The following is a 26134-nucleotide window of genomic DNA, read 5'->3' as shown; positions in this document are numbered from 1 at the left end:
TTACATTAACAACATTATGCTTAGCATAACCATTTGTTAGCTCTGTCCAAGCTGAAGATGTAAAGCCTGTAACATTAACCAGTCAGAACTCAAGTTTTTCTTTCACGGCAACTGTTTTAGATAAAAACGGTAAAGTTCTTGCTGGTAAAGCTGTCCAATTGACTGATATCACGGATTCAACTGCAAAAGATTTGCAAGTACTTGTTACTGATAAAAACGGTCAGGCTGTTTTCAGTCAATTGCCAACAAATAGAAGTATTAGCGTTACGGTAGATGACAAAGTTCAAGGTTACACACTCCGGACTAGTCAAAGCGGTTCAACTATGGCAGCTAGTTTTACAGCTGAAGGAACAGGTAGCGTTGATCCTAGTTATGGTATTAAGCCATTAGACGTCTATGTTCGAAATCAAGAAGGTGTAGGTATTGAAGGTAAAGAGGTTAGTCTTAAAGACAAGAATGGCAATCTCATTTCAACTCTTAAAAGTGATGAAAATGGCTTGGTTCATTTTACAGATAAGCTAATGGAAGGTACCTATTATTCACATTATATTGGTGATCAAAAATACGGGGAAACGATGCCTGGTATTTCGGGAACAATTTATCTTGATGATAGTAAGATAGTAGAAAACTTTACCTTTACAGCCAATATTTTAGGTAAGGACGGAAATACAGTATCAGGTAAGTCTGTTGAACTTTATGATATCACAGATAGTAATCCAATCAAGGTTTCAACATTAGTTAGTGATTCTAATGGTCAAGCAGTTTTTGATGGTTTAGCCTTAAATCGTAATTATAGTGTATCAGTTGATGGAAAAAATCAAGGCTATACAATTCAATCAAGCCAAGCTGGTATAAAAAAGGCTGCTACTTTTTTTGTAGAAGAAAATGGTAATCAAATGCCAACCAATTCAACTATTCCAATTTCCGTCGCTATTCGAAACGAAGATGGAGAGGGAATTTCAAATCAAGTAGTGACATTAAGTAATAAACAAGGAAAAGTAGTTGCAGAATTGCTTTCCGATAAAGATGGCAAAGCAACTTTTTCGGATAATTTAATGGAAGGTACATTCTACACTGTTAAAGTCAATGGTGTTGCTATGGAAGAATTAATGCCTGGTAATGATGTCAGTATTTATTTAACAAATGAGCAAATTCAAAAGAATAAAACTAAAATACTTCTGATCATTTAGAAAAAAGAGATGAAGACGAAAAAGCTGGAAATGATTCAAGTGTCAAGACTGGTACGAATAGTGAAGCTGTACAAAGTGTAGGTCTTGTCGAGAAATCAAAAGACAACTTAACATCTACTATAGGTTCAGCCAAAGATTCTTCGGCAACCAAGCTACATTCAACGAATAGTAAGAATTTAAGTATTTCGAAACAATTGAATAGATTCCTTCCTAAGACAGGTTCTGAAAAAAGAATCATTTTATCTTTGGTTGGTCTTATTAGCCTCTCAATTGCATCACTAATCTTATTGGCAAATAAATATAAACGTTTTTAAAAATGATATTATAAACATTTTGTATTGATAGAATGGACTCTCTAGTTGTAGAGGGTCTTTTTTCTTCTGTCACTTAACGAAGATGGGTAGAATATGTTATGATTATAGGAAGTAGAAAAAAGAGGTTTTAAAAATGTTTGAGAGAGAGAAGAGAATTTTAGTTCTAGCAACTAACGAAGCTGAAATTGCTGAGATACAGCTCAAGCTTGCAGAATTAAATGACTTAGTTACCGTCTATGTGGGGTTAGACGATGACTTTTTTAGTGAACATGGGCATATGCCCTTGCTTTTAGCCTTAGCTGGCTATCAGAAGGAAGATGGAGCTCAGCCCTTATATTATAATAACCTAGCTTTACCAGATTACTGGGAAGTAAGGACAGAACCTGGAGAGCGTGGACGCGTTCAATTTTGGGGTCAAAAAAAAGCAGTTATTGACTTTTGCCAACCAGTCAACAAGCGCTATGTTTCCAAAGTTTCTTGGTTAGACAAGTGGGAAAAGCTTCAGTCTATTGACGAGTATAATAAATATGGGAAAAAAATAACTAGTGTCTTTTATGAAAATGATTTATGTAAAACAAAGATTTATTATGATAATAATGGACACGAATTTGCACAGACTGTACCTAATAGTCAGGCTTTAATTGTCTATAACCGCGGTAGCTTAGATGGTTATTACCCCAACCGTTTAGCCTTATTTAAGGCTTTTGTGAGAGAAAAACACCTTTCTAGCTTTGCCATTGCGGCAGCTAATCCAAAACTGTTAAAAGCGATGGATGCTGAAATGATTTGGTTAAATTTTGAAGAGAATCAAGATTTTGAGAAGGTTTTGAGTGATTTTTCTCAGCCTCCGTTGATTCTAGATTTCACGGATCAAAGCCAAACCCTTTCTTCGCATTACATTAAAGTTTTGAATAAGCAAAATGAAATGATCCTGTTGCCGTCTAAGTCGATTTTTATTTTAACGGCTAGTGACCATCTTTATCAGATTGATGAGCTCATTGAGGCTATGCCTGACTTTACTTTCTATATCGGTGCTCGGACAACGGTTTCTGATAAATTAATGCAATTGGATATCCATCCAAATGTGACAATTCTCCCCTTACTTACTTTGGGTGAGGTCAATCAGTATTTGAAGCGGGCAAGTTTTTACCTGGACATCAATCACAGTATTGAAGTCGATAATATTTTATCACGCGCAGCTTTGGAAAACTTGTGTATTCTTTCTTTCAAAGATTATTGTCATCAGCCTCAGATTCAAGAGCCGTCAACTCTTTTTAAAATGCAACAAATTACGCAATTTGCTAAACTGATGCGAGACTTGGCTACTGATAGCTCTCAATTTAATGCGCTTTGCCATTTCCAAAGAGAACAGTTACCTTTTCAATTCATTGAGCTAAATGGAATAGGAGAAGAAGATGACAATATATAATTTCAATTTATTAGTTGGCTATGCTCCTTCAGGTGTTGACTATGCTCAAGGTTATCGCGCTAAACTCTTGAGGCAGCTTAAACAAGAAGCTAAATTTATTTTTACGGAAGTTCCGAAGTGGCCTTATGTCAAAATGTATACCCAAAATACTGGTATTTTACCTGAAGAAATTGATTCGGTCCATTTTTCTTTTTTAGATGATGTTTCTTACATACCAAGTCTAAGTCTGAAAGAAGTTGAAGCCCACTACCCTCAAGTGGAAAAGTTGGAGTGTATTCAGAGGACGGAGAAAGAAGTACATTATCTAGGGAATCATCAGCTGCTGATGGCTGTCCTCTTTTCGGAGGCAGATAGTCATTGTGTTGATAGTGTTTCTTTTTTTGCTGAGGGGAAATTGCTGCGCAGGGATTATTTTACCAATCGCAAACTGTACAGTGAATATTTTTATCCTGTTGGAGATGATGGCTACGTCTATGCAAAGCTTTACAGACGGGTTTTCTACTCTAGCAAAGGCAAAATGGTCTATGAAGAATTAATTGGCCAAAATGGCTCAGAGTATGTTTTCAAAAATAATAGTGAACGCTTCAGTAAACATGAATTAATTGAGAAGTTCTTAAAAGGGTTATCTCTTTCATCAGAAGATTGGCTATTTATTGATCGCAGTACGGAATTTGATTTTGTCCAGCCGGTCTTCAAGAATAAGGGCAATGCTAAAATAGCAGCTTTTCTGCACTCGGATCACTATTTTGAACCAAATTATGATAGCCATTACCTCTATTTTAATTATGAGTACTATTACCTATTGCGACAGATGAAAGAAATTGATTGCTTTATCACATCAACACAATTGCAAAAAGAATCTTTACAAGCCTATATCCAAGCGAAATTTGATTATCAGGCGAGAGTAGAGGTCATCCCTGTCGGAAGTGCAAGCTTAAAAGATAATCCCGAGACAAGTCGTAAGCCTTATTCGCTTATGACTGCTTCACGCTTAGATCCACGCAAACGGATTAACTGGCTAATAAAAGCTGTTGTTCTCGCTAAGAAGCAAGTTCCTCAATTGCAATTTGATATCTATGGGATGGGTGGTCTGAGGGGGGAATTGTCAGAGCTGATAAAAGAGCTTAATGCTGATTCTTATATTCATATGCGTGGCCATCAGTTACTGGAGGAAATTTATCCTCAGTATCAAGTTTATTTATCAGCTTCTATCTGGGAGACTTTTGGCTTAACTCTACTGGAAGCAGCAAGTTATGGCTTGTCCTTAATCGGTTTGAATGTTCATTATGGTAATCAGCTTTTTATTGAAGATGGCAAAAATGGCTATTTAGTCGATTTTGACCATAATGCTGATGAAGAAGTGGTTATTCATGCCATGGCTGAGAAAATCATAACTTATTATTCCTTAACATTTGAAGAAGAAGCTGCCTTCCACCAACATTCACGCCAATTATCTCACAGATTTACCGAAGAAAAATTGTTAGCAGAATGGCAAGAATTTTTTGAAAAGTTCTAAAGAAATTCTCTTTCCAATAGGATGCAAAAAAGTGTTGAAGGTGTTAAAATAGAATCTAGTTGTAGAAAATCTCTGGCATAATTAAATTCCAGAAATGACACAGGAGTAAGAATGAAATATTATAATGTTGGAAAAATTGTTAATACACAAGGCTTGCAGGGAGAATTACGTCTTCTTTCAGTCAGTGATTTTGCTGAAGAACGTTATCAAAAAGGATCACGTTTAGCCTTGTTCGATGACAAAGATCAATTTGTCCAAGAAGTTGAAATCGTTAGCCATCGCCAACAGAAAAATTTTGACATTGTTAAGTTCAAAGACATGTATCATATTAATGATGTGGAAAAATTTAAAGGCTTTTCTGTGAAGGTTGCTGAAGAAAACCTGACTGAATTGGAAGATGATGAATTTTATTATCACGAAATCATTGGATTGGATGTCTATGAAGGTGACCAGTTGATCGGAAAAATTTCTGACATCTTACAACCTGGTGCCAATGATGTTTGGGTTGTTAAACGAAAAGGTAAGAAAGACTTATTACTCCCTTATATTCCACCAGTGGTTCTCAATGTTGATCTTCAAGCTAAGCGAGTAGACGTCGAGATTATGGAAGGTCTTGACGATGAAGATTGATATTTTAACACTTTTTCCAGAAATGTTTGCCCCTTTAGAAGCATCAATTGTTGGCAAGGCAAGCGAAAAAGGATTACTGGATATTTCCTACCATAATTTTAGGGAAAATGCTGAAAAAGCTAGACACGTAGATGACGAACCTTATGGCGGTGGACAGGGTATGTTACTACGCGCCCAGCCTATTTTTGACACCATCGAAAAAATTGACCGCAAAAATCCTCGAGTCATCTTGCTTGATCCTGCGGGTAGAACTTTTGACCAGGCCTATGCTGAAGAACTGGCTCAGGAGCAAGAATTAATTTTTATCTGTGGCCACTATGAAGGCTACGATGAGCGCATAAAAAGCTTGGTCACAGACGAAATCTCCATCGGCGACTTTGTATTAACCGGAGGGGAACTAGCGGCAATGACCATGATTGACGCAACTGTTCGCTTAATTCCAAATGTGATTGGTAAAGAAGCTAGTCATCAGGATGATTCCTTCTCTTCAGGCCTTTTGGAGTATCCGCAATATACCAGACCCTATGATTTTCGTGGGATGACTGTGCCTGAGGTCTTAATGAGCGGTCATCATGATAATATTCGTCGCTGGCGCTTAGAAGAAAGTTTGCGTAAAACCTATTTAAGAAGACCGGACCTCTTGGAACATTATCAGCTGACGGATGAAGAAGAAAAACTATTAGAAAAAATAAAAAAAGAATACCAAGAATAGGAGTAGTTGTGAAGGAAAAAGTATATGACATTACCATCATTGGTGGTGGTCCAGTTGGCTTATTTGCTGCCTTTTATGCTGGACTTCGTGGCATGCAGGTTAAGATTATTGAAAGTTTATCAGAATTAGGTGGCCAACCTGCTATCTTATATCCTGAAAAAGTAATCTATGATATTCCAGCAATTCCAGCAGTAACTGGTGCAGAATTAACCGATAATTTAATCAAGCAATTGAGTCGTTTTCAGGACCGTCTAAGTGTTTGTTTAAAAGAGGAAGTTCAGTCTTTTGAAAAAACGGAAGAAGGGTTTTCCATTAGGACTCAAAAAGCTCAACACCAAACAAAAGCGATTATCATTGCTTGTGGTAATGGTGCATTTGCTCCAAAAACCCTCGGCTTAGAAGGCGAAGAGGAATTTGCGGACGAAAACATCTTTTACAATGTTCATAAATTGGACCAATTTGCCGGTAAAAAAGTTGTTATCTGTGGTGGTGGCGATTCAGCAGTTGACTGGGCCTTGGCCTTATATGGTTTAGCTGAAAGTGTTACCTTAGTCCACCGTCGGGAAGCTTTTCGTGCCCATGAGCATAGTGTAGAGCTCCTAAAGGCATCTGGCGTAAAGATTTTAACACCTTATATTCCTAAGGCTTTACACGGGGAAAATGGCCGAGCTGAACAGTTAGTTATTCAAAAGGTCAAGGAAGAAGAAGAAATCACGCTTGACATGGATGCTCTGATTGTCAGTTATGGTTTTTCAACATCGAATAAGAACCTTAAGAATTGGAACCTTGATTTTAAACGGACTAGTATTAACGTTGACAATCATTTTGAAACCAGCCAAAAAGGTATTTATGCCATTGGTGATGCTGCCCAATATGATGGAAAAGTGGACTTGATTGCTACAGGCTTTGGTGAAGCTCCGATGGCAGTTAATCAAGCGATTAATCAGATATATCCAGATAGGGATAATCGTGTTGTTCATTCAACCTCACTTATTGATTAAATTTATAAAAACTATAAAATTAACCTATGGAACTATAAATTATTCCATAGGTTAATTTTTTTGAATTTTTATTCAATCGCTTGCAATTGTGATATAATTAACTTGTAAATGTGATTGATTTCACACTAAAAAATTTAGAGAGGTCATGAAAAATGACAACAGAAAACAAAGAAACTTTTTCTTCATTTATGAACAAAATTTTGGCTGGTACTGCAACAGCCATCGTCGTAGCCCTAATCCCAAATGCAATTTTGGCAACATTCTTAAAACCATTGTTACCAAATGCAACAGCAGCAGAATTCTTGCACGTCGTACAAGTTTTCCAATTCTTCACACCAATCATGGCTGGATTTTTAATTGGTCAACAATTTAAATTCAACCCAATGCAACAATTAGCAGTTGGTGGTGCAGCTTATATCGGTTCTGGTGCTTGGATGTATTCAGAAGTTGTTCAAAAAGGTGTTGCCGTAGGTAGCTTCCAACTTAGAGGTATTGGTGACCTTATTAACATGATGATTACAGCAAGTTTAGCTGTATTAGCCGTTAAATGGTTTGGTAACAAATTTGGCTCATTAACAATCATCTTACTTCCAATTATTATTGGTACAGGTGTTGGTTACATTGGTTGGAAATTATTACCATACGTTTCTTACGTAACAACACTTATCGGACAAGGTATCAACTCATTCACAACTTTACAACCAGTATTAATGTCAATTCTTATCGCTATTGCCTTTGCATTGCTTATTGTTAGCCCTATTTCAACTGTTGCTATCGGTTTAGCTATTGGTTTAAATGGTATGGCAGCAGGTGCAGCTTCAATGGGTATTGCAGCAACAGCAGCATTCCTTGTTTGGGCAACATTAAAAGTTAACAAATCAGGTGTTCCAATTGCCATAGCTTTAGGAGCAATGAAAATGATGATGCCTAACTTCTTGAAACACCCAATCATGGCAATTCCAATGATCATTACTGCAGCAATTTCTTCATTAACTGTTCCATTATTTAACTTAGTTGGTACACCAGCTTCATCTGGTTTTGGTCTAGTTGGTGCTGTAGGACCAATTGCTTCACTTGCGGGTGGAAGTAATGTCATCATGATTATTCTTTCATGGGTAGTGATTCCATTTGGTGTTAGCTTTGTAGCACACAAAATTTGTAAAGACGTTCTTAAACTTTATAAAGACGAAATCTTTGTCTTTGAAGGTTAATCATATATTATAAAGAGATAAAGGAGATAAGCATGTTAGTTTATATCGCAGGATCTGGAGCAATGGGTTGTCGTTTTGGCTACCAAATTTCAAAAACTGGAAATGATGTTATTCTTTTAGATAATTGGGAAGAACACATCAAATCTATCCAAGAAAATGGCTTGAAAATTACAGGTGATGTTGAAGAAACTGTAAAACTTCCAATCATGAAACCAACTGAAGCAACTAAAGAAGCGGACTTAATTATCCTCTTTACTAAAGCAATGCAATTGCCACAAATGCTTCAAGATATTAAAGGAATCATCGGAAGCGAAACTAAAGTTCTTTGCTTATTAAATGGTTTAGGACATGAAGAAGTTATCCGTCAATACATTCCAGAGCATAACATTTTAATGGGTGTTACTGTATGGACAGCTGGTTTAGAAGGACCAGGACATGCACACTTACAAGGTGTGGGTGCCCTTAACTTACAAAGTATGGATCCTGAAAACCAAGAAGCTGGACGTCAAGTGGCTGATATGTTAACTGAAGCTAAACTTTTCGCAACTTATGATGAAAATGTTCTTCCAAATATTTGGAGAAAAGCTTGTGTTAATGGAACAATGAACTCAACTTGTGCCCTTTTAGATTGTACAATCGGTGAATTATTTGCCAGTGAAGATGGACCTAAAATGGTTAAAGAAATCATTCATGAATTCGTTATCGTTGGTGAAGCAGAAGGTGTTAGCTTAAATGAAGAAGAAATTGTTAAATATGTATTTGACACTTCAGTTAAAGCAGCACATCACTACCCTTCAATGCACCAAGATTTAGTTCAAAATCACCGTTTAACAGAAATTGATTTTATCAATGGTGCGGTTAATACTAAGGGTGCAAAACTCGGCATTGATACACCATATTGCCGCCTTATCACTCAATTGGTACATGCTAAAGAAGAAATTCTTAAAATTAAATAATTTATCTAAAAGTCGGAGCAATCCGGCTTTTTTTGCATGTTTTGATAGAAATTGATAGAATATGCTTGACTTTGGAAGATTATATAGTATAATTTATCTGTAAACGATTACAGAAAGTGGTGGTCTTATCTTAAAATCAAAGCGAAAACAATTGATTATGGAACTAATCGCTAAAGATAACTATGTATCTTTAGAAGATTTAGTTCTAAGCTTGAACACCTCCGAATCAACAGTTAGAAGAGATTTGGACGAATTAGAAGCTGAGGGTAAATTGCACCGTGTTCACGGTGGTGCCGAATTATTTCCCTCCCTTCAGGAGGAATTATCTAATAGCGAAAAATCTGTCAAAAACAGTCAAAACAAAAAGCAACTAGCTCAAAAAGCAGTAGATTTGATAAATGATAATGATGTTATTTTCATTGATGCAGGGACGACTACAGAATTCTTGATACCTTTACTGACACAAAAGAATATAACTGTTGTTACCAATTCCATTCATCACGCGGCAAAGTTGGTTGAGATGAACCTTAAAACCATTATCATTGGTGGTTTTGTCAAGCAAACGACTGATGCCAGTATTGGGAATGTTGCTTTAGAACAAATTCAATTAATGAATTTTGATAAAGCCTTTTTAGGAATGAATGGTATTGATGCATCCTTTTTAACAACTCCAGATATGGAAGAAGCAGTTATCAAGAGAGCTATTATCAGTAATGCTAAGATGCCCTATATTTTGGCAGATGCTTCAAAAATCGGTCACGTTTCCTTTGTTAAAGTTGCAGCAATTGATGATATTGGTATTATTACTGAAAAATCCACATCTGCTTTATTAGGAAAAATTAAAGAAAGAGCTAAGGTAATCGAAGTATGATTTATACGGTAACCCTCAATCCCTCAATCGATTTTATCGTCCGAATCGAGCACTTGGAAACAGGTGCAGTTAATCGCATGGATAGTGATGATAAATTTGCTGGTGGTAAAGGTATTAATGTTAGTCGTGTCCTTCAACGTCTAAATGTAGACAATGTTGCGACAGGATTTATGGGTGGTTTTACAGGACGATTTATTGAAGAAAGCTTGAGTGCAGAGCATATCAGAACTAACTTTATTCCTGTTTCCCAAGATACACGGATTAATGTCAAAATCAAATCGGATCAAGAAACAGAAATTAACGGTCGTGGTCCTGAAATCAGTCCGGCTGATATTGAAGCTATGAAAGGAATCTTATCTGGCTTATCAGCCAATGATACGGTGGTCTTTGCTGGTTCAGCACCATCAAATATTGGTAATGCTATCTATGATGAATTGATTCCTTTGGTAGGTCAGACTGGTGCACAGGTTGTCTGTGACTTTGAAGGGCAAACACTTTTAGATGCTTTAGCCTATCAACCCTTGTTGGTTAAACCAAATAATCATGAACTAGAAGCTATCTTTGATGTCAAACTAAATGGTCTTGATGATGTTGAAAAATACGCCCGCAAGATTATCGAAATGGGTGCACAAAACGTTATCATTTCGATGGCTGGTGATGGTGCCTTGTTGGTAACACCGGATACATCATATTTTGCCAAACCGATTAAAGGAACCGTTAAGAATTCTGTCGGGGCTGGTGATTCGATGGTAGCTGGTTTTACTGGTAAATTCGTCACAACAAAAGACCCTGTGGAAGCTTTAAAATGGGGTGTTGCCTGTGGTACAGCAACAGCTTTTTCTGATGATTTGGCAACTATTGACTTTATTAAAGAAACTTATCAAAAAGTAGAGGTGGAAAAAAGATGAAAATTCAAGATTTATTGAAAAAAGACTTGATGATTTTAGATTTACAAGCAAATAGCAAGGAATCAGCTATTGATGAAATGATTGGCAAGCTTGTTGAGAAAAATGTTGTTACTGATTTTGAAACTTTCAAAGCTGGTATCATGGCGCGTGAAGCACAAACCTCAACTGGTTTAGGTGATGGGATTGCTATGCCACACAGTAAGAATAGCGCTGTTAAAGAAGCTGCTGTTCTGTTTGCTAAGTCAGCTAATGGTTTAGATTACCAAGCTCTTGATGGTCAAGCAACAGACTTGTTCTTTATGATTGCTGCTCCTGAAGGAGCTAATGATACACACTTGGCGGCCCTTGCACAATTATCTCAATACCTTTTAAAAGATGGTTTTGCAGATAAATTAAGAGCTGTCCAAAGTCCAGACGATGTCATCGCTTTGTTTGATGCATCTGAAGAAGAAGGAAAAACTTCTGAAGCAGTTGTAGCAAAAGCTGATGCACCATTTATTGTTGCGGTAACAGCTTGCACAACTGGTATCGCCCACACTTATATGGCAGAAGAAGCTTTGAAAAAACAAGCATCTCAAATGGGTGTTGGTATTAAAGTAGAGACAAATGGTGCTTCAGGAGTTGGAAACCGTCTGACTGCCGAAGATATCAGTAAAGCAAAAGGTATTATTATAGCGGCTGATAAAGCGGTTGAAATGGATCGTTTTAACGGTAAGCCATTAGTATCACGTCCAGTTGCTGACGGTATTAAGAAAAGCCAAGAATTAATTTCACTTATTTTAGATGGTAAAGCAAGTCCTTATCAAGCTAAAAATGATGGGCAAGTAGCTGCAGCTAGCCAAGAAAAATTATCTCTTGGGGGAGCTTTCTATAAACACCTAATGGGTGGGGTATCACAAATGTTACCATTCGTTATTGGTGGTGGTATCATGATTGCTCTAGCTTTCTTATTGGATAACATGCTAGGTGTTCCAAAAGATCAACTTGGAAACTTGGGTTCTTATCATGAGATTGCTGCTATCTTTAAAAATATTGGTGGCGCTGCCTTCTCATTCATGCTTCCAGTTTTAGCAGGATACATTGCTTATTCAATTGCTGAAAAGCCAGGTTTAGTTGCTGGTTTCGTAGCTGGAGCTATTGCTTCAAATGGTTTGGCCTTTGGTAAAGTTGCTTTCGCCGCTGGTGGTGAAAAATCACTTGCTCTTGCTGGCGTACCTTCAGGCTTCCTTGGTGCTTTAGTTGGTGGTTTCTTAGCCGGTGGTGTTATCCTCTTACTTCGCAAATTACTTTCTGGCTTACCACGTTCATTAGAAGGTGTTAAATCAATTCTTCTTTACCCATTACTTGGTGTATTAATAACAGGCTTCCTAATGCTCTTTGTCAACATTCCAATGGCAGCCATTAATACAGCTCTTAATAACTTCCTACAAGGTTTATCTGGTAGCTCTGCTGTCTTAATGGGCTTATTAGTCGGTGGCATGATGGCCGTTGATATGGGTGGACCTGTCAACAAAGCAGCCTATGTCTTCGGTACAGGTACTCTAGCAGCATCAGTTGCCAATGGTGGTTCAGTCGTGATGGCAGCGGTTATGGCAGGTGGTATGGTTCCGCCATTAGCAGTCTTTGTAGCAACCCTCTTATTTAAAGACAAATTTACTAAAGAAGAACGTGAATCTGGACTTACAAACATCATCATGGGTCTCTCATTCATTACAGAAGGAGCAATCCCGTTTGGTGCTGCTGACCCAGCTCGTGCCATTCCAAGCTTTATCGCAGGATCTGCCTTAACAGGAGCCCTTGTTGGCCTAGCAGGAATCAAATTGATGGCGCCACATGGTGGTATCTTCGTTATTGCCCTTACAAGTAACCCAATCCTTTACTTAGTCTTTGTGGCAATCGGTGCCCTAGTATCAGGCGTGTTATTTGGTGCCCTTCGCAAAAAAATCTAATATTTGTAATAAGCTAAAAATCAACTAGAATCTGCTATGATTCTAGTTTTTTGATATACTTAGAGGAAGAAAAAAAGGAGTTAAGATGGCAACTAATAGAAGAAGTGGAAGAAAAAAAAGTTCTAAGTCAGCCTCCAGATTAGAGTTTCAAAAACGAGTCATGTTGATTATTTTGCTTTGCTTTTTAACATCATTTCTATCCTTAAGATACTACAAGGATAAATTGTCAGCCTATGCAGGCAATCCAACCATGCATTTTCTCTCGCGAACAGCCCGACCTGCACAGACTGTCGCTCAGAAAAATGATCTCTATTCTTCCATCATGTTAGCGCAAGCTATTTTAGAATCAAACAATGGCTTATCTCAATTAAGTCAAAAACCATATTACAATTTCTTTGGGATCAAAGGAGAATACCAGGGCAAGTCGGTTATTTTACCGACAAATGAGGATGATGGTGATGGCAATCTGTATCAAATTGATGCCAAGTTTCGGCAATATGGTACGGCAACCAATGCCTTTAATGATTATGCCCGTGTCTTATCAGATCCTTTATATCAAAAAACGCATAAGTCCCAGTCTAAATCCTATTCAGAGGCTAGTAAAGTCTTAACAGGTTCTTACGCTACCGATACGACTTACCACGAAAAATTAAACCGTATTATTTCGGTATATCGCTTGGATTTATTTGATTATCCATTTTAAATGAAGAGAGTTAAATATTGCAGTTTTGCTACAAATTGATATCAAAAAATTTAAATAGGATAATTTTGTATCCAAATACTAAACTTGTGTGTTATAATATTATTCACCTAACAAATGAGATAAAGGATGAATAATAGATGAGTAAATTGAAAGGTAATAAAGGCTTATTAGTCATTTTTATGGCTGCATTGGTCTTTGGCTTAATCATTCTGACACAAGGTCAAAGCAAACAAAAGAAAGTTGAGGCCGATAGTTTGGCATATGGACCTACGCAAACATTTATCAATGAAATTGCAGGTACTGCCAGTCAGATTGCTGCTGAAAGAGACCTATATGCGTCAGTTATGATTGCCCAAGCTATTTTAGAATCAAGTAATGGCCAATCAGGTTTAAGTCAAGCGCCGAATTATAATTTCTTTGGTATTAAAGGTTCTTATAATGGAGCATCTGTTACCATGAAAACTTGGGAAGATGATGGCCAAGGTAATCCTTACGAAATTGATGCAGCTTTCAGATCTTATCCAAGTATTGCAGATTCCTTATACGATTACGCTAATTTGTTAAGTTCACCAATTTATGCTGGTGTTCGGCGGTCAAATACCTTGTCTTATCAAGATGCAACTGCAGCTTTGACAGGTCTTTATGCGACTGATACATCTTATAATGTCAAACTTAATAATATCATTCAAACTTATGGTTTAACAGCCTACGATGTAGTTGCTCCAGCTCAAACACAAGCAGCAAGTGTAGATGCCTCTGGCCAAGTAGTTGGAACAAGTGCAACTACCGATACAAGTAATCTGGTATGGAATCATTATCGCGGTTCTTACACGGACTCAGAAACCCTTGCTCAAGACGAGGCTTGGTCTGCTTTGAAAAATGGTAATTAATGCTATTCTTTAGACTAAAATCATCCAAATTGGGTGGTTTTTTTGTTATAATAAGAACATGAAAACAATAAAAGAAGTATATGAAAATCATCCCGAAAAACCATTTGTAAATCCCAAATATGAGTTAGATTTAATTCAAAAACCTATCCCTAAACGCAATATGACTCGGACGGTAGAAGGCCTTTTGCCTGGGCATATTATCATGCTTTGGCGAATTAATTTTGGAACTTACACGACTGAAAATCCGCATCATAAATATTTCTATACAACTTATGGGATTGATGCTGTAAAGGAATTAGACTGGCTAATTGCTAATAATTATGTTGCTGTTGATTCGGCATTCGAGTCTTTAAAACACCTGTCGGCAATTCAATTAAAAGAGTTTCTAAAGGAAAAAGATGTTAAAGGCCTTTCTAAGATGAAACGTCCTGACCTCGATCAAGCTATGGCTCGTGAATATTCTGAAGAGAGTCTAGGTCAAAAATTTAAATTACGTTCCTATTCTTTGTTAGAAAAAGGTAAAGAAACCTTGGCTGCTCATCCTGAGATTATTGAGCTCCATCCGCAGAAAAAGTACTAAAGGGTAAACTTTAATAATCTAAGATTCTATGCTATAATGGGGAATAACGCTCAAGGAGAAAAATAAATCATGCAAGTATATCGTGAAAAAGAATTTGTTAACCAATACCACTATGATGCTCGGAATTTAGAATGGGAAAAAGAAAATGGAACCCCTGAAACAAATTTCGAAGTCACTTTCCAATTGCTTAACAAAGATGAAGAAAAAAATGAAACAGTTATTGTATCAGTCCTTCAATTTATGATTGTTAAGGAAGAATTCGTCATTGGTGGGGTTATTTCCCAAATGGTTCGCATTATCGATCGTTTGATTGACAAACCTAGCGAATTTAGTCAAGAAGAAGTTGAATCTTTAGCGGAACCTTTGCTTGATATGGTTCAACGCTTAACATACGAAGTGACTGAAATTGCACTTGATAGACCGGGAATTAATTTGGAGTTTAAGAATTAATGAAATTAGCAATCGTTACCGATAACACTACTGCCATTCCAGAACCCCTACAGAATCACGATGATTTATATGTGCTCAATATTCCAGTTATCATTGATAATGAAACTTATTATGAAGGCATCAACATGAGTTTGGATGAATTTTATCAGAAAATGTCAGAAAGCCAAGAATTACCTAAAACCAGTCAACCATCCTTAACTGAATTAGACGAAATCTTATCTGACATTCATGCTTCTGGTTACACCCATGTCATTGGTTTGTTCTTAGCAGGAGGTATTTCAGGTTTTTGGCAAAATATCCAATTTTTGATTGATGAACATCCTGAACTAACCATTGCTTTTCCAGATAGTAAGATTGCATCTGTTCCGACAGGAAATATGATTGAAAGTATCATGAAATGGAATGATAACGGCGATAGTTTTGAAACTATTCTTAGTAAATTGCATACTAAGATTGATGGAACATCTGCCTACATTTTAGTAGATGATTTAAATCATTTGGTTAAAGGGGGTCGTTTGTCAAATGGTTCTGCACTTTTAGGGAATCTCCTTAGCATCAAGCCAATCTTAAACTTTAATGATGAAGGAAAGATTGTTGTTTTTGAAAAAATAAGGACTGAAAAAAAAGCCATGAAACGCTTAGTTGATTTATTAAACGAGAAAGCTAAGGAAGGTGACTTTGAATTTTCAATCATAAATGCTAACGGTGCTAAAAAAGCTGCAACCTTAAAAGATTTATTACTGGAAAGTGGTTTATCAGACTGTTTTACTGAAGCCAATTTTTCTTCTGTTGTCGGCGCTCATTTAGGTTCAAATGCGGTCGCAATTGGCTATTCACCAATCATTGAATAAAGGAAAAAGTATGGGAATTAAAGTCATCATTGCCGGATATCGAGGCAAAATGGGGTCAACCACAACATCAATGGTCTTAGCTGACCCTGAATTAGAATTAGTTGGACTTTTAGATCCTCATACGCAAGTTGACCAATACCAAGGTATTCCAGTTTTTAAACAAAAAGAAGATTTTAAAAATCTCCAGGCTGATGTCTGGGTTGACTTTACCAAACCAGAGCTTGCTTTTGAGCATACTCTCTTTGCTCTTGAGAATGGCTTTGCTCCAGTAGTTGGAACGACAGGCTTTAGCAATCAAGAGATTGACCATCTAGTTGCTCTCTCTGCTCAGAAAGAAATTGGTGGTTTGATCGCACCCAATTTTGCCATTGGCGCCATTTTACTGATGGAATTTGCGGCAAAAGCAGCCCAGTATTTTCCAAACTTAGAAATTATTGAATTGCATCATGATCAGAAAAAAGACGCACCAAGTGGAACGGCTCTTAAAACAGCACAAGTGATTGCTGAAAATCGTTCAAACCTTGAAATCAAGCCAAGTGAAGAAGAAGAACTGATTGCTGGAGCTCGTGGGGCAGACTATCAAGGAATTCACATTCATAGTGTTCGTTTGCCAGGTCTAATTGCTCATCAAGAAGTCCTTTTCGGTGGTCCAGGAGAAGGACTTACCATCAGACATGACTCTTATGACCGACAATCCTTCATGCAAGGTGTTAATATTGGAATTAAAGCCGTTGTCAAAGAAAAACAGCTGGTTTATGGATTAGAGAATTTATTATGAAATTAATGACAATGCCTTCTGAATTTCAGAAGGCTTTACCAATACTAAGACAAATAAAGGAAGCAGGCTTTGAAGCCTACTTCGTTGGTGGCAGTGTACGTGACGTCCTCTTAGAACGTCCCATACACGACGTCGATATTGCTACCTCTTCTTACCCACAAGAAACAAAAAGCATTTTTCCGAGGACAGTCGATGTGGGAATTGAACATGGAACGGTCCTTGTTTTAGAAAATGGTGGAGAGTACGAAATTACAACTTTTAGAACAGAAGATGTATATGTTGATTTTCGACGCCCTAGCCATGTCTCTTTCGTGCGCTCTCTTGAAGAAGATTTAAAACGAAGAGACTTTACAGTGAATGCTTTAGCTTTAGATGAAGAAGGCAATATCATTGACTGTTTTAATGGCTTGGAAGATTTAAAAAATAAGAGCCTGAGAGCAGTAGGAAAGGCCCATGAACGCTTTGAAGAGGATGCACTTCGCGTCATGAGAGGATTTCGTTTTGCTGCCACATTAGGTTTTACGATTGAAGAGGCAACCTATCAGGCAATGAAACAAGAGGCCAAGCTCTTAGCTAAAATATCTGTCGAACGTATCTTTATTGAGTTTGATAAGTTATTAATGGCAGAGTATTGGCGCAAAGGCTTGGCGTTATTAATTGACGCGCAAGCTAATCAATTCTTACCAGACTTAGCCGGTAAAGAAGAGGACTTGCTTAGACTTATGGCTGTTATAAAGGACACCTTTACCTTTGAGAATTCTGCTCAAGCCTGGGCACACCTGATGATCAGTTTGGGGATCTATGACAGCAGAGCTTTTCTCAAAAAATGGAAAACATCAAACGACTTTCAAAAAGCTGTTAGTAAGATTGTCAGTCTATATCATTTTAGGGAAAAGCAGGAGCTGGACAAGCTTAGCCTTTACACCTACGGCAAAGAAGTGGCGCTACTTGTAGAAGATTTACGCCAAGCCAGGGCTTTAGAGTCTGATTTTGCTAGAATTCAGGAGTTGGATGAGGCATTAGTCATCCATGATAAACATGAAATGGCGATTAATGGCCGTTATTTAATGCAGGAAATGGGTATGAAACCGGGGCCGCAATTAGGTGAGATTTTAAATCGAGTTGAGCTAGCTATTGTTAATGGACAGGTTCCAAATCAGATTGAAGCTATCCGCCAGTTTATTGAAGAAGGGGACAAAAATGAGTGACTTTTTAGTTGAAAAATTAAGTAAATCAGTCGGTGATAAAACTGTTTTTCGCGATATTTCTTTCCTCATCCATGACTATGATCGCATTGGTATCATTGGTGTCAATGGGACTGGAAAAACGACTTTATTAGATGTTATCTCAGGTAGATTAGGCTTCGATGGGGATGTCACACCATTCATGAAGGCAAATGATTATAAAATGTCCTATCTAACTCAGGATCCTGACTTCGATGACCAGGCTACAGTCTTGGAAACTGTCCTTTCAGCCGATCTGCCAGAAATGAAATTGATTCGTGATTATGAACAATTAATGGTTGACTATTCAGAAGCTAACCAAGGTCGCTTGGAGAAAGTCATGGCTGAGATGGACCGTTTAGATGCTTGGTCAATTGAGAGTGATGTCAAAACAGTTCTCTCTAAACTTGGTATTTCTGACCTCAATCAAAAAGTGGGGCTCTTATCTGGGGGCTTAAGAAGACGCGTTCAATTAGCACAAGTCTTATTAGGAGCTGCGGATTTATTACTACTTGACGAACCAACCAACCATTTGGATATTGATACCATTGCTTGGTTAACCAACTATCTTAAATCAAGTAAAAAAACCGTCCTCTTCATCACCCATGATCGCTATTTCTTAGACAGTCTAGCAACTCGGATTTTTGAATTGGATAATGCAAGCCTGATAGAATATCAGGGCAATTATCAAGATTATGTCCGTTTGAAGGCAGAACAAGATGAGCGTGATGCGGCCAGTCTGCACAAAAAAAAACAATTGTATAAGCAAGAATTATCTTGGATGCGGACCCAACCGCAGGCGCGTGCAACCAAACAACTGGCCCGAATTAATCGCTTTAATGACCTAAAAGCTGATTTGTCTCAAAGCACATCAGGTGATGATTTGGAAATGTCCTTTGAAACCAGTCGGATTGGCAAGAAAGTCATTAATTTTGAAGATGTGTCCTTTGCTTATGAGCCATCCAAACCCTTAATTAGCGACTTCAATCTTTTGATTCAAAATAAGGATCGTATTGGAATTGTAGGTGATAATGGGGTTGGTAAAACAACGCTTTTACAATTGATAAATGGTGACATCCAAGCAACATCAGGCAAGGTTGACATTGGTGAAACCATTCGTATTGGCTATTTTTCACAACAAATCAAAGGCATGGATGAGAGCAAACGGGTTATCTCCTACCTTCAGGAAGTAGCTGATGAAGTTAAAACCAGTGTAGGTAGTACGAGTATCAGTGAATTGTTAGAACAATTTCTCTTTCCAAGGTCTACCCACGGCTCAATCATCGCTAAACTTTCTGGTGGTGAGAAGAAACGACTTTTTCTCTTGAAAATATTGATTGAAAAACCCAATGTCTTATTATTGGATGAGCCTACCAATGACTTAGATATTGCGACTCTAACAGTACTTGAAAACTTTTTAAATTCCTTTTCTGGTCCGGTGATTACGGTAAGTCATGACCGCTATTTCCTTGATAAAGTGGCTAATAAAATCTTATCTTTTGAGAATGGTCAGATTAAGACTTTCTTTGGAAATTATAGTGACTACTTGGATGAAAAAGAATTCCAAAAGGAAAATCAAATTCTCAAACCTAAAAAAGCTCCTAAAATGGAAGCTAAAATATTAACAGATATGAAACGCATGTCTTATATGGAAAAACAAGAATGGGCAAAAATCGAAGATGAGATTGCTGACATTGAAGAACAAATTGCTAGTCTTGAAGAGCAGATGCTTGATGTTGGTAGTGATTATGGGAAACTTGCTGATTTACAAAAAGAAATTGATCAGCTCAATGAAGATTTATTGGAAAAATATGATCGTTATGAGTATTTGAGTGAATTGGAGCCATAAGGATGCTTATTAGACCGATTCAAAAAAAGGATGACCAAGAAATAGCTGCCATTATTCGAACCTCACTTGAAGAGGTTGCTTTAGACCTTCCTGGTACAGCTTATACGGATCCTCAGCTAGACCATTTAACTGCTTATTACCAAGAAATACCAGCTTCAGCATATTTCGTTGTCGAAGAGCAAGGGCAAATTATTGCAGGTGCTGGTTTTGCCCCATTAAGCAAGGATATTTGTGAATTGCAAAAGTGTTATGTTGCCTCTAATTATAGAGGTAAAGGAATTGGGTCTACCTTACTGACAAAAGTAGAAGAAGTGGCTAGACAAATGAACTTTAGTCAAATGTATTTGGAAAGTTCAAGCCAATTAGAGAGGGCCATTCCCTTTTATCACAAGATGGGTTATGAATCCTTAGAAAGACCATTGCCTAATCACGAGAATCACTTTTTAATGGATATTTGGATGCTAAAAAATCTTACTTAAGGTCATTGCTTAAGCTATGGAAAATATGGTAAACTAGAATAAATGAAGAAGTGCAGACTAGCGCTTCTTTTTTAGCAAGAAGGAGGTGTAAAATGGCCTTAATTTGGACTTATATTAAAAAAGGTAAAGTTTGGCTTCTACTAGATATCATTGGTGCTCTATTTTTTGTATTGGTTAATCTTGGTTTGCCAGCAATTCTAGCCAAAATGATTGATCAAGGAATAGCAGATAAAAATCCCCAATCTCTCTATTTTTGGACTGGAATCATGTTCATCATTATTATTTTAGGTGTTATTGGTCGCATTATTTTAGCCTATGCTTCAAGTCAATTAACAACACAAATGATAAAAGACCTGCGCAATGATATGTATCAAAAATTGCAGGACTATTCACATACTGAGTATGAAAAAATCGGTGTATCCTCCTTAGTAACCCGTATCACAAATGATGCCTTTGTCTTAATGCAATTTGCTGAAATGGGATTACGACTTGGTGTTGTCACTCCTTTTATGATGCTATTTTCTGTCATCATGATTTTGATAACTAGCCCTTCTTTAGCTTGGATAGTTGCCGTATCAATGCCCTTTTTAATTGTTGTTGTTCTATATGTTGCCATAAAAACCAAACCTTTATCTGAGAAGCAACAGGCAAATTTGGATAGACTCAATCAATTAGTTCGTGAAAATTTAACGGGATTAAGGGTAATCAGGGCATTTTCCAGAGAAAGTTTCCAAGAGGAGCGTTTTCAGCAACAAAATCAAGATTATGCCAATACTTCAAAAAAATTGTTTACATTAACTGGCTTAACAGAGCCCCTTTTTGTGCAAATTATTATTGCCATGATTGTTGCTATTGTCTGGTTTGCTTTAGATCCTTTACAAAAAGCAGCCTTTAAAATTGGTGATTTAGTAGCCTTTATTGAGTATAGTTTTCATGCTATGTTTGCCTTTTTAATGTTTGCCAATTTGTTTACCATGTATCCAAGAATGGCTGTTTCCAGTCAAAGAATAAGCGAAGTCCTTGAAATATCTCTGTCAATTTCCAAAAATGAAGATGGCATTACTGAAAGTGAAACTAGAGGTTATCTAGAATTTGATAATGTGACTTTTGCTTATCCAGGAGAAACAGAAAATCCAGTTTTAAATAATATTTCTTTCAAGACAAAGCCTGGAGAAACCATTGCTTTTATTGGTTCAACAGGTTCAGGGAAATCTTCTCTCGTCAATTTAATCCCACGTTTTTTCGATGTTACTTTCGGAAAAATTTTGGTCGATGGCATCGATGTCAGGGACTATCAATTAAAAGCACTTCGCTCGAAAATTGGCTTCATTCCCCAAAAAGCTCTGCTATTCACCGGAACCATCGAAGAAAATATTCGCTATGGTAAAGAAGATGCTAGTCGTCCTGAGTTGGATCATGCAAGTGATGTCTCTCAATCTAAATCCTTCATTGAAAGTAGGGAAGAGGGTTACGAGACGCATCTGGCAGAAGGTGGAAGTAATTTGTCTGGTGGGCAAAAACAAAGGCTCTCGATTGCGCGTGCTGTTGTTAAAAAACCAGACATTTACATTTTCGATGATTCCTTTTCAGCTTTGGATTATAAGACAGACGCTGAATTAAGGCGACGTTTAAAAGAAGTGACACAGGATGCCACTGTTCTGATTGTTGCCCAACGGGTTGGAACCATTATGGATGCTGATCAAATCATTGTTTTAGATCAGGGCGAAATTGTTGGTCGTGGAACCCATGAAGAGTTGTTGGAAAGCAATGCCATCTATTCAGAAATTGCCAACTCGCAACTCAATAGCTCAATGGAAGTGGAGGTGGACTAATGACCGAAAAACATGTCTTTAAACGTCTATGGCATTACCTTAGTCGCTATCGCCTCTCCCTTACTCTAGCTTTAGCCCTTAAAGTCCTCAGTGTCTGCATGAGTGTTTTAGAACCTTTTGTTTTGGGTCTTGCCATTACAGAAATTGGAAAAAATCTAATTGACATGGCCAAGGGGGTTGAAGGTGCGACTCTTAATAAGGACTATATTGCTTTAATTCTCTGTCTTTACTTCATCAGAGCTCTCTTTTTTGAAATAGGTTCCTATGGATCCAACTATTTCATGACCAAGGCTGTTCAGTCCAGTATCAAAGATTTACGCAGTGACCTTAGTAGAAAGATTAATAAGATACCCGTGTCTTATTTCGATAAGAATCAATTTGGTGATATGCTCAGTCGCTTCACATCTGATATTGAAACAGTATCAAATGCCTTGCAACAATCATTCTTACAAATTGTTAATGCTATCTTAACGCTTGTCTTGGCTATCGCCATGACTTTATATTTAAATGTCCAGTTGGCTATGATTCTGATTATTTCAATGCCATTTATCTATTTCTCAAGTCAGTTTGTTCTCAAAAAATCACAACCCTATTTTAAAGAACAGGCAAAAGTTTTGGGTGAAATGAATGGTTTCGTTCAAGAGCGTTTAACTGGTTTTAATGTCTTAAAGCTATATGGACGAGAAGAAGCTTCGGAAGAAGAATTTCACCAAATTACCGATAAACTGCAAAAAATTGGTTTTAAAGCCAGCTTTATTTCAGGAATCATGATGCCATTACTGCATTTTATTTCCGATTCAGTCTATATGGTTATTGCTTTAGTGGCTGGTTTAAAAGTTATTTCTGGGACTCTGACTCTTGGTAATATGCAAGCCTTTGTTCAATACACATGGCAAATTAGTCAACCGATTCAAACAATAACCCAGTTAGCACCAGGTTTACAAAGTGCAAAATCATCTCTTGAAAGGATTTTTGCCATTTTGGATGAAGCTGAAGACCTAAGTGATGTGACTAGAAACTTGGAAAAACCATTGACGGGACAGGTTTCCTTCCAAAATGTTTCATTTTCTTATAGCTCCAAGAAACCATTGATAGAGAACTTTAATTTGGAAGTTGAACCGGGTCAAATGATTGCCATTGTTGGACCAACAGGTGCTGGTAAAACAACCTTGATCAATTTATTAATGCGTTTTTACGATGTTAATCAGGGAGCTATAAAAGTTGATGGTATTGATATTCGTGATTTATCGCGTCAAGACTATCGCAGTCAGTTTGGTATGGTATTACAGGACGCCTGGTTATTTGAAGGCTCGATTCACGATAATTTACAGTTTGGTAACTTAAATGCAAGTGATGAAGACATTGTCAATGCTGCCAAAATGGCTAATGTTGATCATTTTATCAGAACCTTACCTGGTGGCTATCAGATGTTAATGAATCAAGAGTCTAGTAATATCTCATTAGGTCAAAAACAATTATTGACGATTGCTAGAGCCTTACTAGCTGATCCCAAAATATTGATTTTGGATGAGGCAACTTCTTCGGTAGATACTCGATTAGAACTTTTAATTCAAAAGGCGATGAAGCATTTGATGCAAGGCAGAACAAGTTTTGTTATTGCCCATCGTTTATCGACCATTCAAGAAGCAGACAAAATCCTCGTTTTAAAGGATGGACAAATTATCGAGCAAGGCAATCATGAGAGCTTATTAGCTGCAAAAGGTTTTTACCATGACTTATATCAAAGTCAATTTAAGAATGCTCAATAATGTCAAAACAATCTTTTCATATTTGAAAAGATTGTTTTTTTGTATACAGTTATTGCTTGACATAAATATTCAGAAAATTTATAATATTTATTATCTTATAAAGGGATTAAGATTGGAGTGTGAATTAATGGTAACAAGTACTGAATATGTTAATAGTGTTCTTGAAAAAGTAAAATCTTATAATAGGCATGAAGGTGAATTTTTACAAGCGGTAGAAGAAGTCTTTGAATCTCTAGTTCCTGTTTTTGACAAATACCCAGAGTATATTGAGGAAAATATCCTTGAGCGTTTAGTGGAACCTGAGAGAATTGTTTCTTTTCGAGTTCCTTGGTTAGATGATCAAGGTCAAGTCCAAGTAAACCGTGGTTATCGTGTTCAATTCTCTTCAGCCATTGGCCCATACAAAGGTGGTTTAAGATTTCATCCTTCGGTTAATCAATCAATTGTTAAATTCCTGGGGTTTGAACAAATCTTTAAAAACTCATTAACAGGTCAACCTATTGGTGGCGGTAAGGGTGGTTCAAACTTTGACCCTAAGGGGAAGTCGGATCGTGAAGTTATGCGTTTTTGCCAAAGCTTTATGACTGAGTTACAAAAACACATTGGTCCAGATTTAGATGTTCCTGCTGGCGATATCGGGGTTGGTGGTCGTGAGATTGGCTATCTTTTTGGACAATATAAACGACTTAATGGCTATCAAAATGGTGTCTTAACTGGTAAGGGCTTAACTTATGGTGGTTCACTTACGAGAACTGAGGCTACTGGTTACGGTGCTGTTTACTTTGCCAAGCATATGTTAGATTCTAAAAATGAGGATTTTCAAGGTAAGAAAACGATTGTTTCAGGTTCTGGTAATGTTGCCATTTATGCCACTGAAAAATTGCAAGAACTTGGAGCGACAGTTATCGCTGTATCAGATTCTTCAGGTTATATTCATGACGAAAACGGCATCGATTTAAAGACCTTAAAACAAATTAAAGAAGTCGAACGGGGTAGAATTGAATCTTATATAGAAAAACATCCTCAAGCTTCTTATATTGCGACTGGCAATGGTCAGTCCATTTGGTCGCTTAAAGCAGATTTAGCCTTCCCATGTGCCACTCAAAATGAAATTGACTACAAAGATGCTCAAATGTTGATTGATAATGGTGTCATTGCCGTTGTCGAAGGTGCTAATATGCCAACGACTGTAAAAGCTGTTGATCTTTTCCTTGAGGCGGGAGTTCTCTTTGGTCCTGGTAAAGCAGCAAATGCTGGTGGTGTTGCCGTATCAGCACTTGAAATGGCGCAAAATAGTGGACGTTCAGCTTGGACTTTCGAGGAAGTTGATCAGAAACTTCATGAAATTATGGAAAATATTTATCAAAGTTCAGCCCAAGCAGCGAAAGAATTTGGTCAGGAAGGTAATTTGGTCGTCGGTGCTAATATTGCTGGTTTCTTAAAGGTTGCTGAAGCAATGTATGCTCAAGGACTTGTTTAGTCACTGAAGAACTCATTATGGATGAGTTCTTTTTGCTTTCTAAAATATTCTGATATAATAATAGCAATTGAACTTAAGGAGAAGCATTGTGATTCGCAAATTAGTTAAGGACCCATTATTTTTACAACAAATTGCTAAAGAGGCGACTAAAGAAGACATTCAAATCGGTACAGATTTATTGGACACTCTAGCCTTTCATCGTGAAAATTGTTTGGGTATGGCAGCCAATATGATCGGAGAATCGAAACGGATTATCGTGGTTTCCATGGGTTTTGTTGATTTAGTCATGTTTAATCCTAAAGTGGTTAGTCAAAAAGAGCCTTATCAAACCGAAGAATCCTGCTTATCTTTGACTGGAAGTCGTCCAACAAAACGATTTGCTGAAATAAAAGTAGAATATCGTGATCATAATTGGCGTCGTAAATCCTTAACCTTAAGTGGTTTACCTGCACAAATTTGTCAACATGAACTGGACCATTTAGAAGGAATCCTTATATAATTTCTTCTGATGTTTTAACCTTGTATAATTGAAAATCGAATAAAGTTTCTACACATATATTTAG

The 26134-nt window shown here is 37.2% G+C and carries 25 protein-coding genes; all 25 read left to right on the top strand.

Annotation, left to right across the window (positions count from 1 at the left end):
- Window positions 1–158: 158 nt before the first annotated feature.
- Window positions 159–1190 carry an MSCRAMM family protein gene (locus tag A9Q68_RS03465; RefSeq protein ID WP_071793296.1) on the top strand — a complete coding sequence of 344 codons (1032 nt, stop codon included), beginning with the start codon at window positions 159–161 and terminating at the stop codon, window positions 1188–1190.
- Between the two features lie 194 nt (window positions 1191–1384).
- Window positions 1385–1504: an LPXTG cell wall anchor domain-containing protein gene (locus A9Q68_RS11135; protein ID WP_165605220.1), complete on the top strand. Its 120-nt coding sequence runs from the start codon at window positions 1385–1387 to the stop codon at window positions 1502–1504.
- Between the two features lie 133 nt (window positions 1505–1637).
- The gene (locus A9Q68_RS03460) at window positions 1638–2933 is read left to right on the top strand and encodes a hypothetical protein (protein ID WP_071793295.1); all 1296 of its coding nucleotides are present in this window, start codon (window positions 1638–1640) and stop codon (window positions 2931–2933) included.
- The gene (locus tag A9Q68_RS03455; RefSeq protein ID WP_071793294.1) at window positions 2920–4449 is read left to right on the top strand and encodes a glycosyltransferase; all 1530 of its coding nucleotides are present in this window, start codon (window positions 2920–2922) and stop codon (window positions 4447–4449) included. The genes A9Q68_RS03460 and A9Q68_RS03455 overlap by 14 nt, the downstream gene beginning before the upstream one ends.
- Window positions 4450–4560: 111 nt before the next feature.
- Window positions 4561–5079: a ribosome maturation factor RimM gene (gene rimM, locus A9Q68_RS03450; RefSeq protein ID WP_071793293.1), complete on the top strand. Its 519-nt coding sequence runs from the start codon at window positions 4561–4563 to the stop codon at window positions 5077–5079.
- Window positions 5069–5791: a tRNA (guanosine(37)-N1)-methyltransferase TrmD gene (gene trmD / locus A9Q68_RS03445; protein ID WP_071793292.1), complete on the top strand. Its 723-nt coding sequence runs from the start codon at window positions 5069–5071 to the stop codon at window positions 5789–5791. The genes rimM and trmD overlap by 11 nt, the downstream gene beginning before the upstream one ends.
- 8 nt (window positions 5792–5799) lie before the next feature.
- Window positions 5800–6792: an NAD(P)/FAD-dependent oxidoreductase gene (locus tag A9Q68_RS03440; RefSeq protein ID WP_071793291.1), complete on the top strand. Its 993-nt coding sequence runs from the start codon at window positions 5800–5802 to the stop codon at window positions 6790–6792.
- Window positions 6793–6944: 152 nt separating this feature from the next.
- Complete coding sequence (locus tag A9Q68_RS03435; protein ID WP_071793290.1) at window positions 6945–8003, top strand: PTS sugar transporter subunit IIC; 1059 nt, start codon at window positions 6945–6947, stop codon at window positions 8001–8003.
- A 32-nt stretch (window positions 8004–8035) separates the two neighbouring features.
- A complete protein-coding gene (locus tag A9Q68_RS03430) occupies window positions 8036–8959 on the top strand; it encodes a 2-dehydropantoate 2-reductase (RefSeq protein WP_071793289.1) in 924 nt (307 codons plus the stop codon).
- Between the two features lie 151 nt (window positions 8960–9110).
- Window positions 9111–9830 carry a DeoR/GlpR family DNA-binding transcription regulator gene (locus tag A9Q68_RS03425; RefSeq protein ID WP_276204037.1) on the top strand — a complete coding sequence of 240 codons (720 nt, stop codon included), beginning with the start codon at window positions 9111–9113 and terminating at the stop codon, window positions 9828–9830.
- Window positions 9827–10738, top strand: a complete 912-nt coding sequence (gene pfkB / locus A9Q68_RS03420; protein ID WP_071793287.1) for a 1-phosphofructokinase — start codon at window positions 9827–9829, stop codon at window positions 10736–10738. Before A9Q68_RS03425 ends, pfkB begins: the two co-directional genes overlap by 4 nt.
- The gene (locus A9Q68_RS03415; protein ID WP_071793286.1) at window positions 10735–12687 is read left to right on the top strand and encodes a PTS fructose transporter subunit IIABC; all 1953 of its coding nucleotides are present in this window, start codon (window positions 10735–10737) and stop codon (window positions 12685–12687) included. The genes pfkB and A9Q68_RS03415 overlap by 4 nt, the downstream gene beginning before the upstream one ends.
- A gap of 85 nt (window positions 12688–12772) precedes the next feature.
- Entirely contained in the window at window positions 12773–13390 is a 618-nt protein-coding gene (locus tag A9Q68_RS03410) for a glucosaminidase domain-containing protein (protein ID WP_071793285.1), read from the top strand.
- Between the two features lie 137 nt (window positions 13391–13527).
- A complete protein-coding gene (locus tag A9Q68_RS03405) occupies window positions 13528–14280 on the top strand; it encodes a glycoside hydrolase family 73 protein (RefSeq protein ID WP_071793284.1) in 753 nt (250 codons plus the stop codon).
- Window positions 14281–14338: 58 nt separating this feature from the next.
- Window positions 14339–14860: a hypothetical protein gene (locus tag A9Q68_RS03400; RefSeq protein WP_071793283.1), complete on the top strand. Its 522-nt coding sequence runs from the start codon at window positions 14339–14341 to the stop codon at window positions 14858–14860.
- A gap of 69 nt (window positions 14861–14929) precedes the next feature.
- Complete coding sequence (locus A9Q68_RS03395; protein ID WP_071793282.1) at window positions 14930–15310, top strand: DUF1149 family protein; 381 nt, start codon at window positions 14930–14932, stop codon at window positions 15308–15310.
- Entirely contained in the window at window positions 15310–16161 is an 852-nt protein-coding gene (locus A9Q68_RS03390; RefSeq protein WP_071793281.1) for a DegV family protein, read from the top strand. The genes A9Q68_RS03395 and A9Q68_RS03390 overlap by 1 nt, the downstream gene beginning before the upstream one ends.
- Window positions 16162–16171: 10 nt before the next feature.
- A complete protein-coding gene (gene dapB / locus A9Q68_RS03385; RefSeq protein ID WP_071793280.1) occupies window positions 16172–16939 on the top strand; it encodes a 4-hydroxy-tetrahydrodipicolinate reductase in 768 nt (255 codons plus the stop codon).
- Window positions 16936–18147: a CCA tRNA nucleotidyltransferase gene (locus A9Q68_RS03380; RefSeq protein WP_071793279.1), complete on the top strand. Its 1212-nt coding sequence runs from the start codon at window positions 16936–16938 to the stop codon at window positions 18145–18147. Before dapB ends, A9Q68_RS03380 begins: the two co-directional genes overlap by 4 nt.
- Entirely contained in the window at window positions 18140–20011 is a 1872-nt protein-coding gene (locus tag A9Q68_RS03375) for an ABC-F family ATP-binding cassette domain-containing protein (protein WP_071793278.1), read from the top strand. The genes A9Q68_RS03380 and A9Q68_RS03375 overlap by 8 nt, the downstream gene beginning before the upstream one ends.
- Before the next feature lie 2 nt (window positions 20012–20013).
- Window positions 20014–20490: a GNAT family N-acetyltransferase gene (locus tag A9Q68_RS03370; protein ID WP_071793277.1), complete on the top strand. Its 477-nt coding sequence runs from the start codon at window positions 20014–20016 to the stop codon at window positions 20488–20490.
- Window positions 20491–20582: 92 nt separating this feature from the next.
- Window positions 20583–22322: an ABC transporter ATP-binding protein gene (locus A9Q68_RS03365; protein WP_071793276.1), complete on the top strand. Its 1740-nt coding sequence runs from the start codon at window positions 20583–20585 to the stop codon at window positions 22320–22322.
- Window positions 22322–24091 carry an ABC transporter ATP-binding protein gene (locus tag A9Q68_RS03360; RefSeq protein ID WP_071793275.1) on the top strand — a complete coding sequence of 590 codons (1770 nt, stop codon included), beginning with the start codon at window positions 22322–22324 and terminating at the stop codon, window positions 24089–24091. Before A9Q68_RS03365 ends, A9Q68_RS03360 begins: the two co-directional genes overlap by 1 nt.
- 127 nt (window positions 24092–24218) lie before the next feature.
- Entirely contained in the window at window positions 24219–25571 is a 1353-nt protein-coding gene (gene gdhA / locus A9Q68_RS03355; RefSeq protein ID WP_071793274.1) for an NADP-specific glutamate dehydrogenase, read from the top strand.
- An 88-nt stretch (window positions 25572–25659) separates the two neighbouring features.
- Window positions 25660–26070 carry a peptide deformylase gene (locus A9Q68_RS03350; RefSeq protein WP_071793273.1) on the top strand — a complete coding sequence of 137 codons (411 nt, stop codon included), beginning with the start codon at window positions 25660–25662 and terminating at the stop codon, window positions 26068–26070.
- The last annotated feature ends 64 nt before the right edge of the window (window positions 26071–26134 follow it).

This window comes from Streptococcus bovimastitidis, from assembly GCF_001885095.1.
GTDB classification, from domain to species: domain Bacteria; phylum Bacillota; class Bacilli; order Lactobacillales; family Streptococcaceae; genus Streptococcus; species Streptococcus bovimastitidis.
The sequence above is the reverse complement of the archived record's forward strand: the minus strand, read 5'-3'. Positions and strand labels throughout refer to the sequence as shown.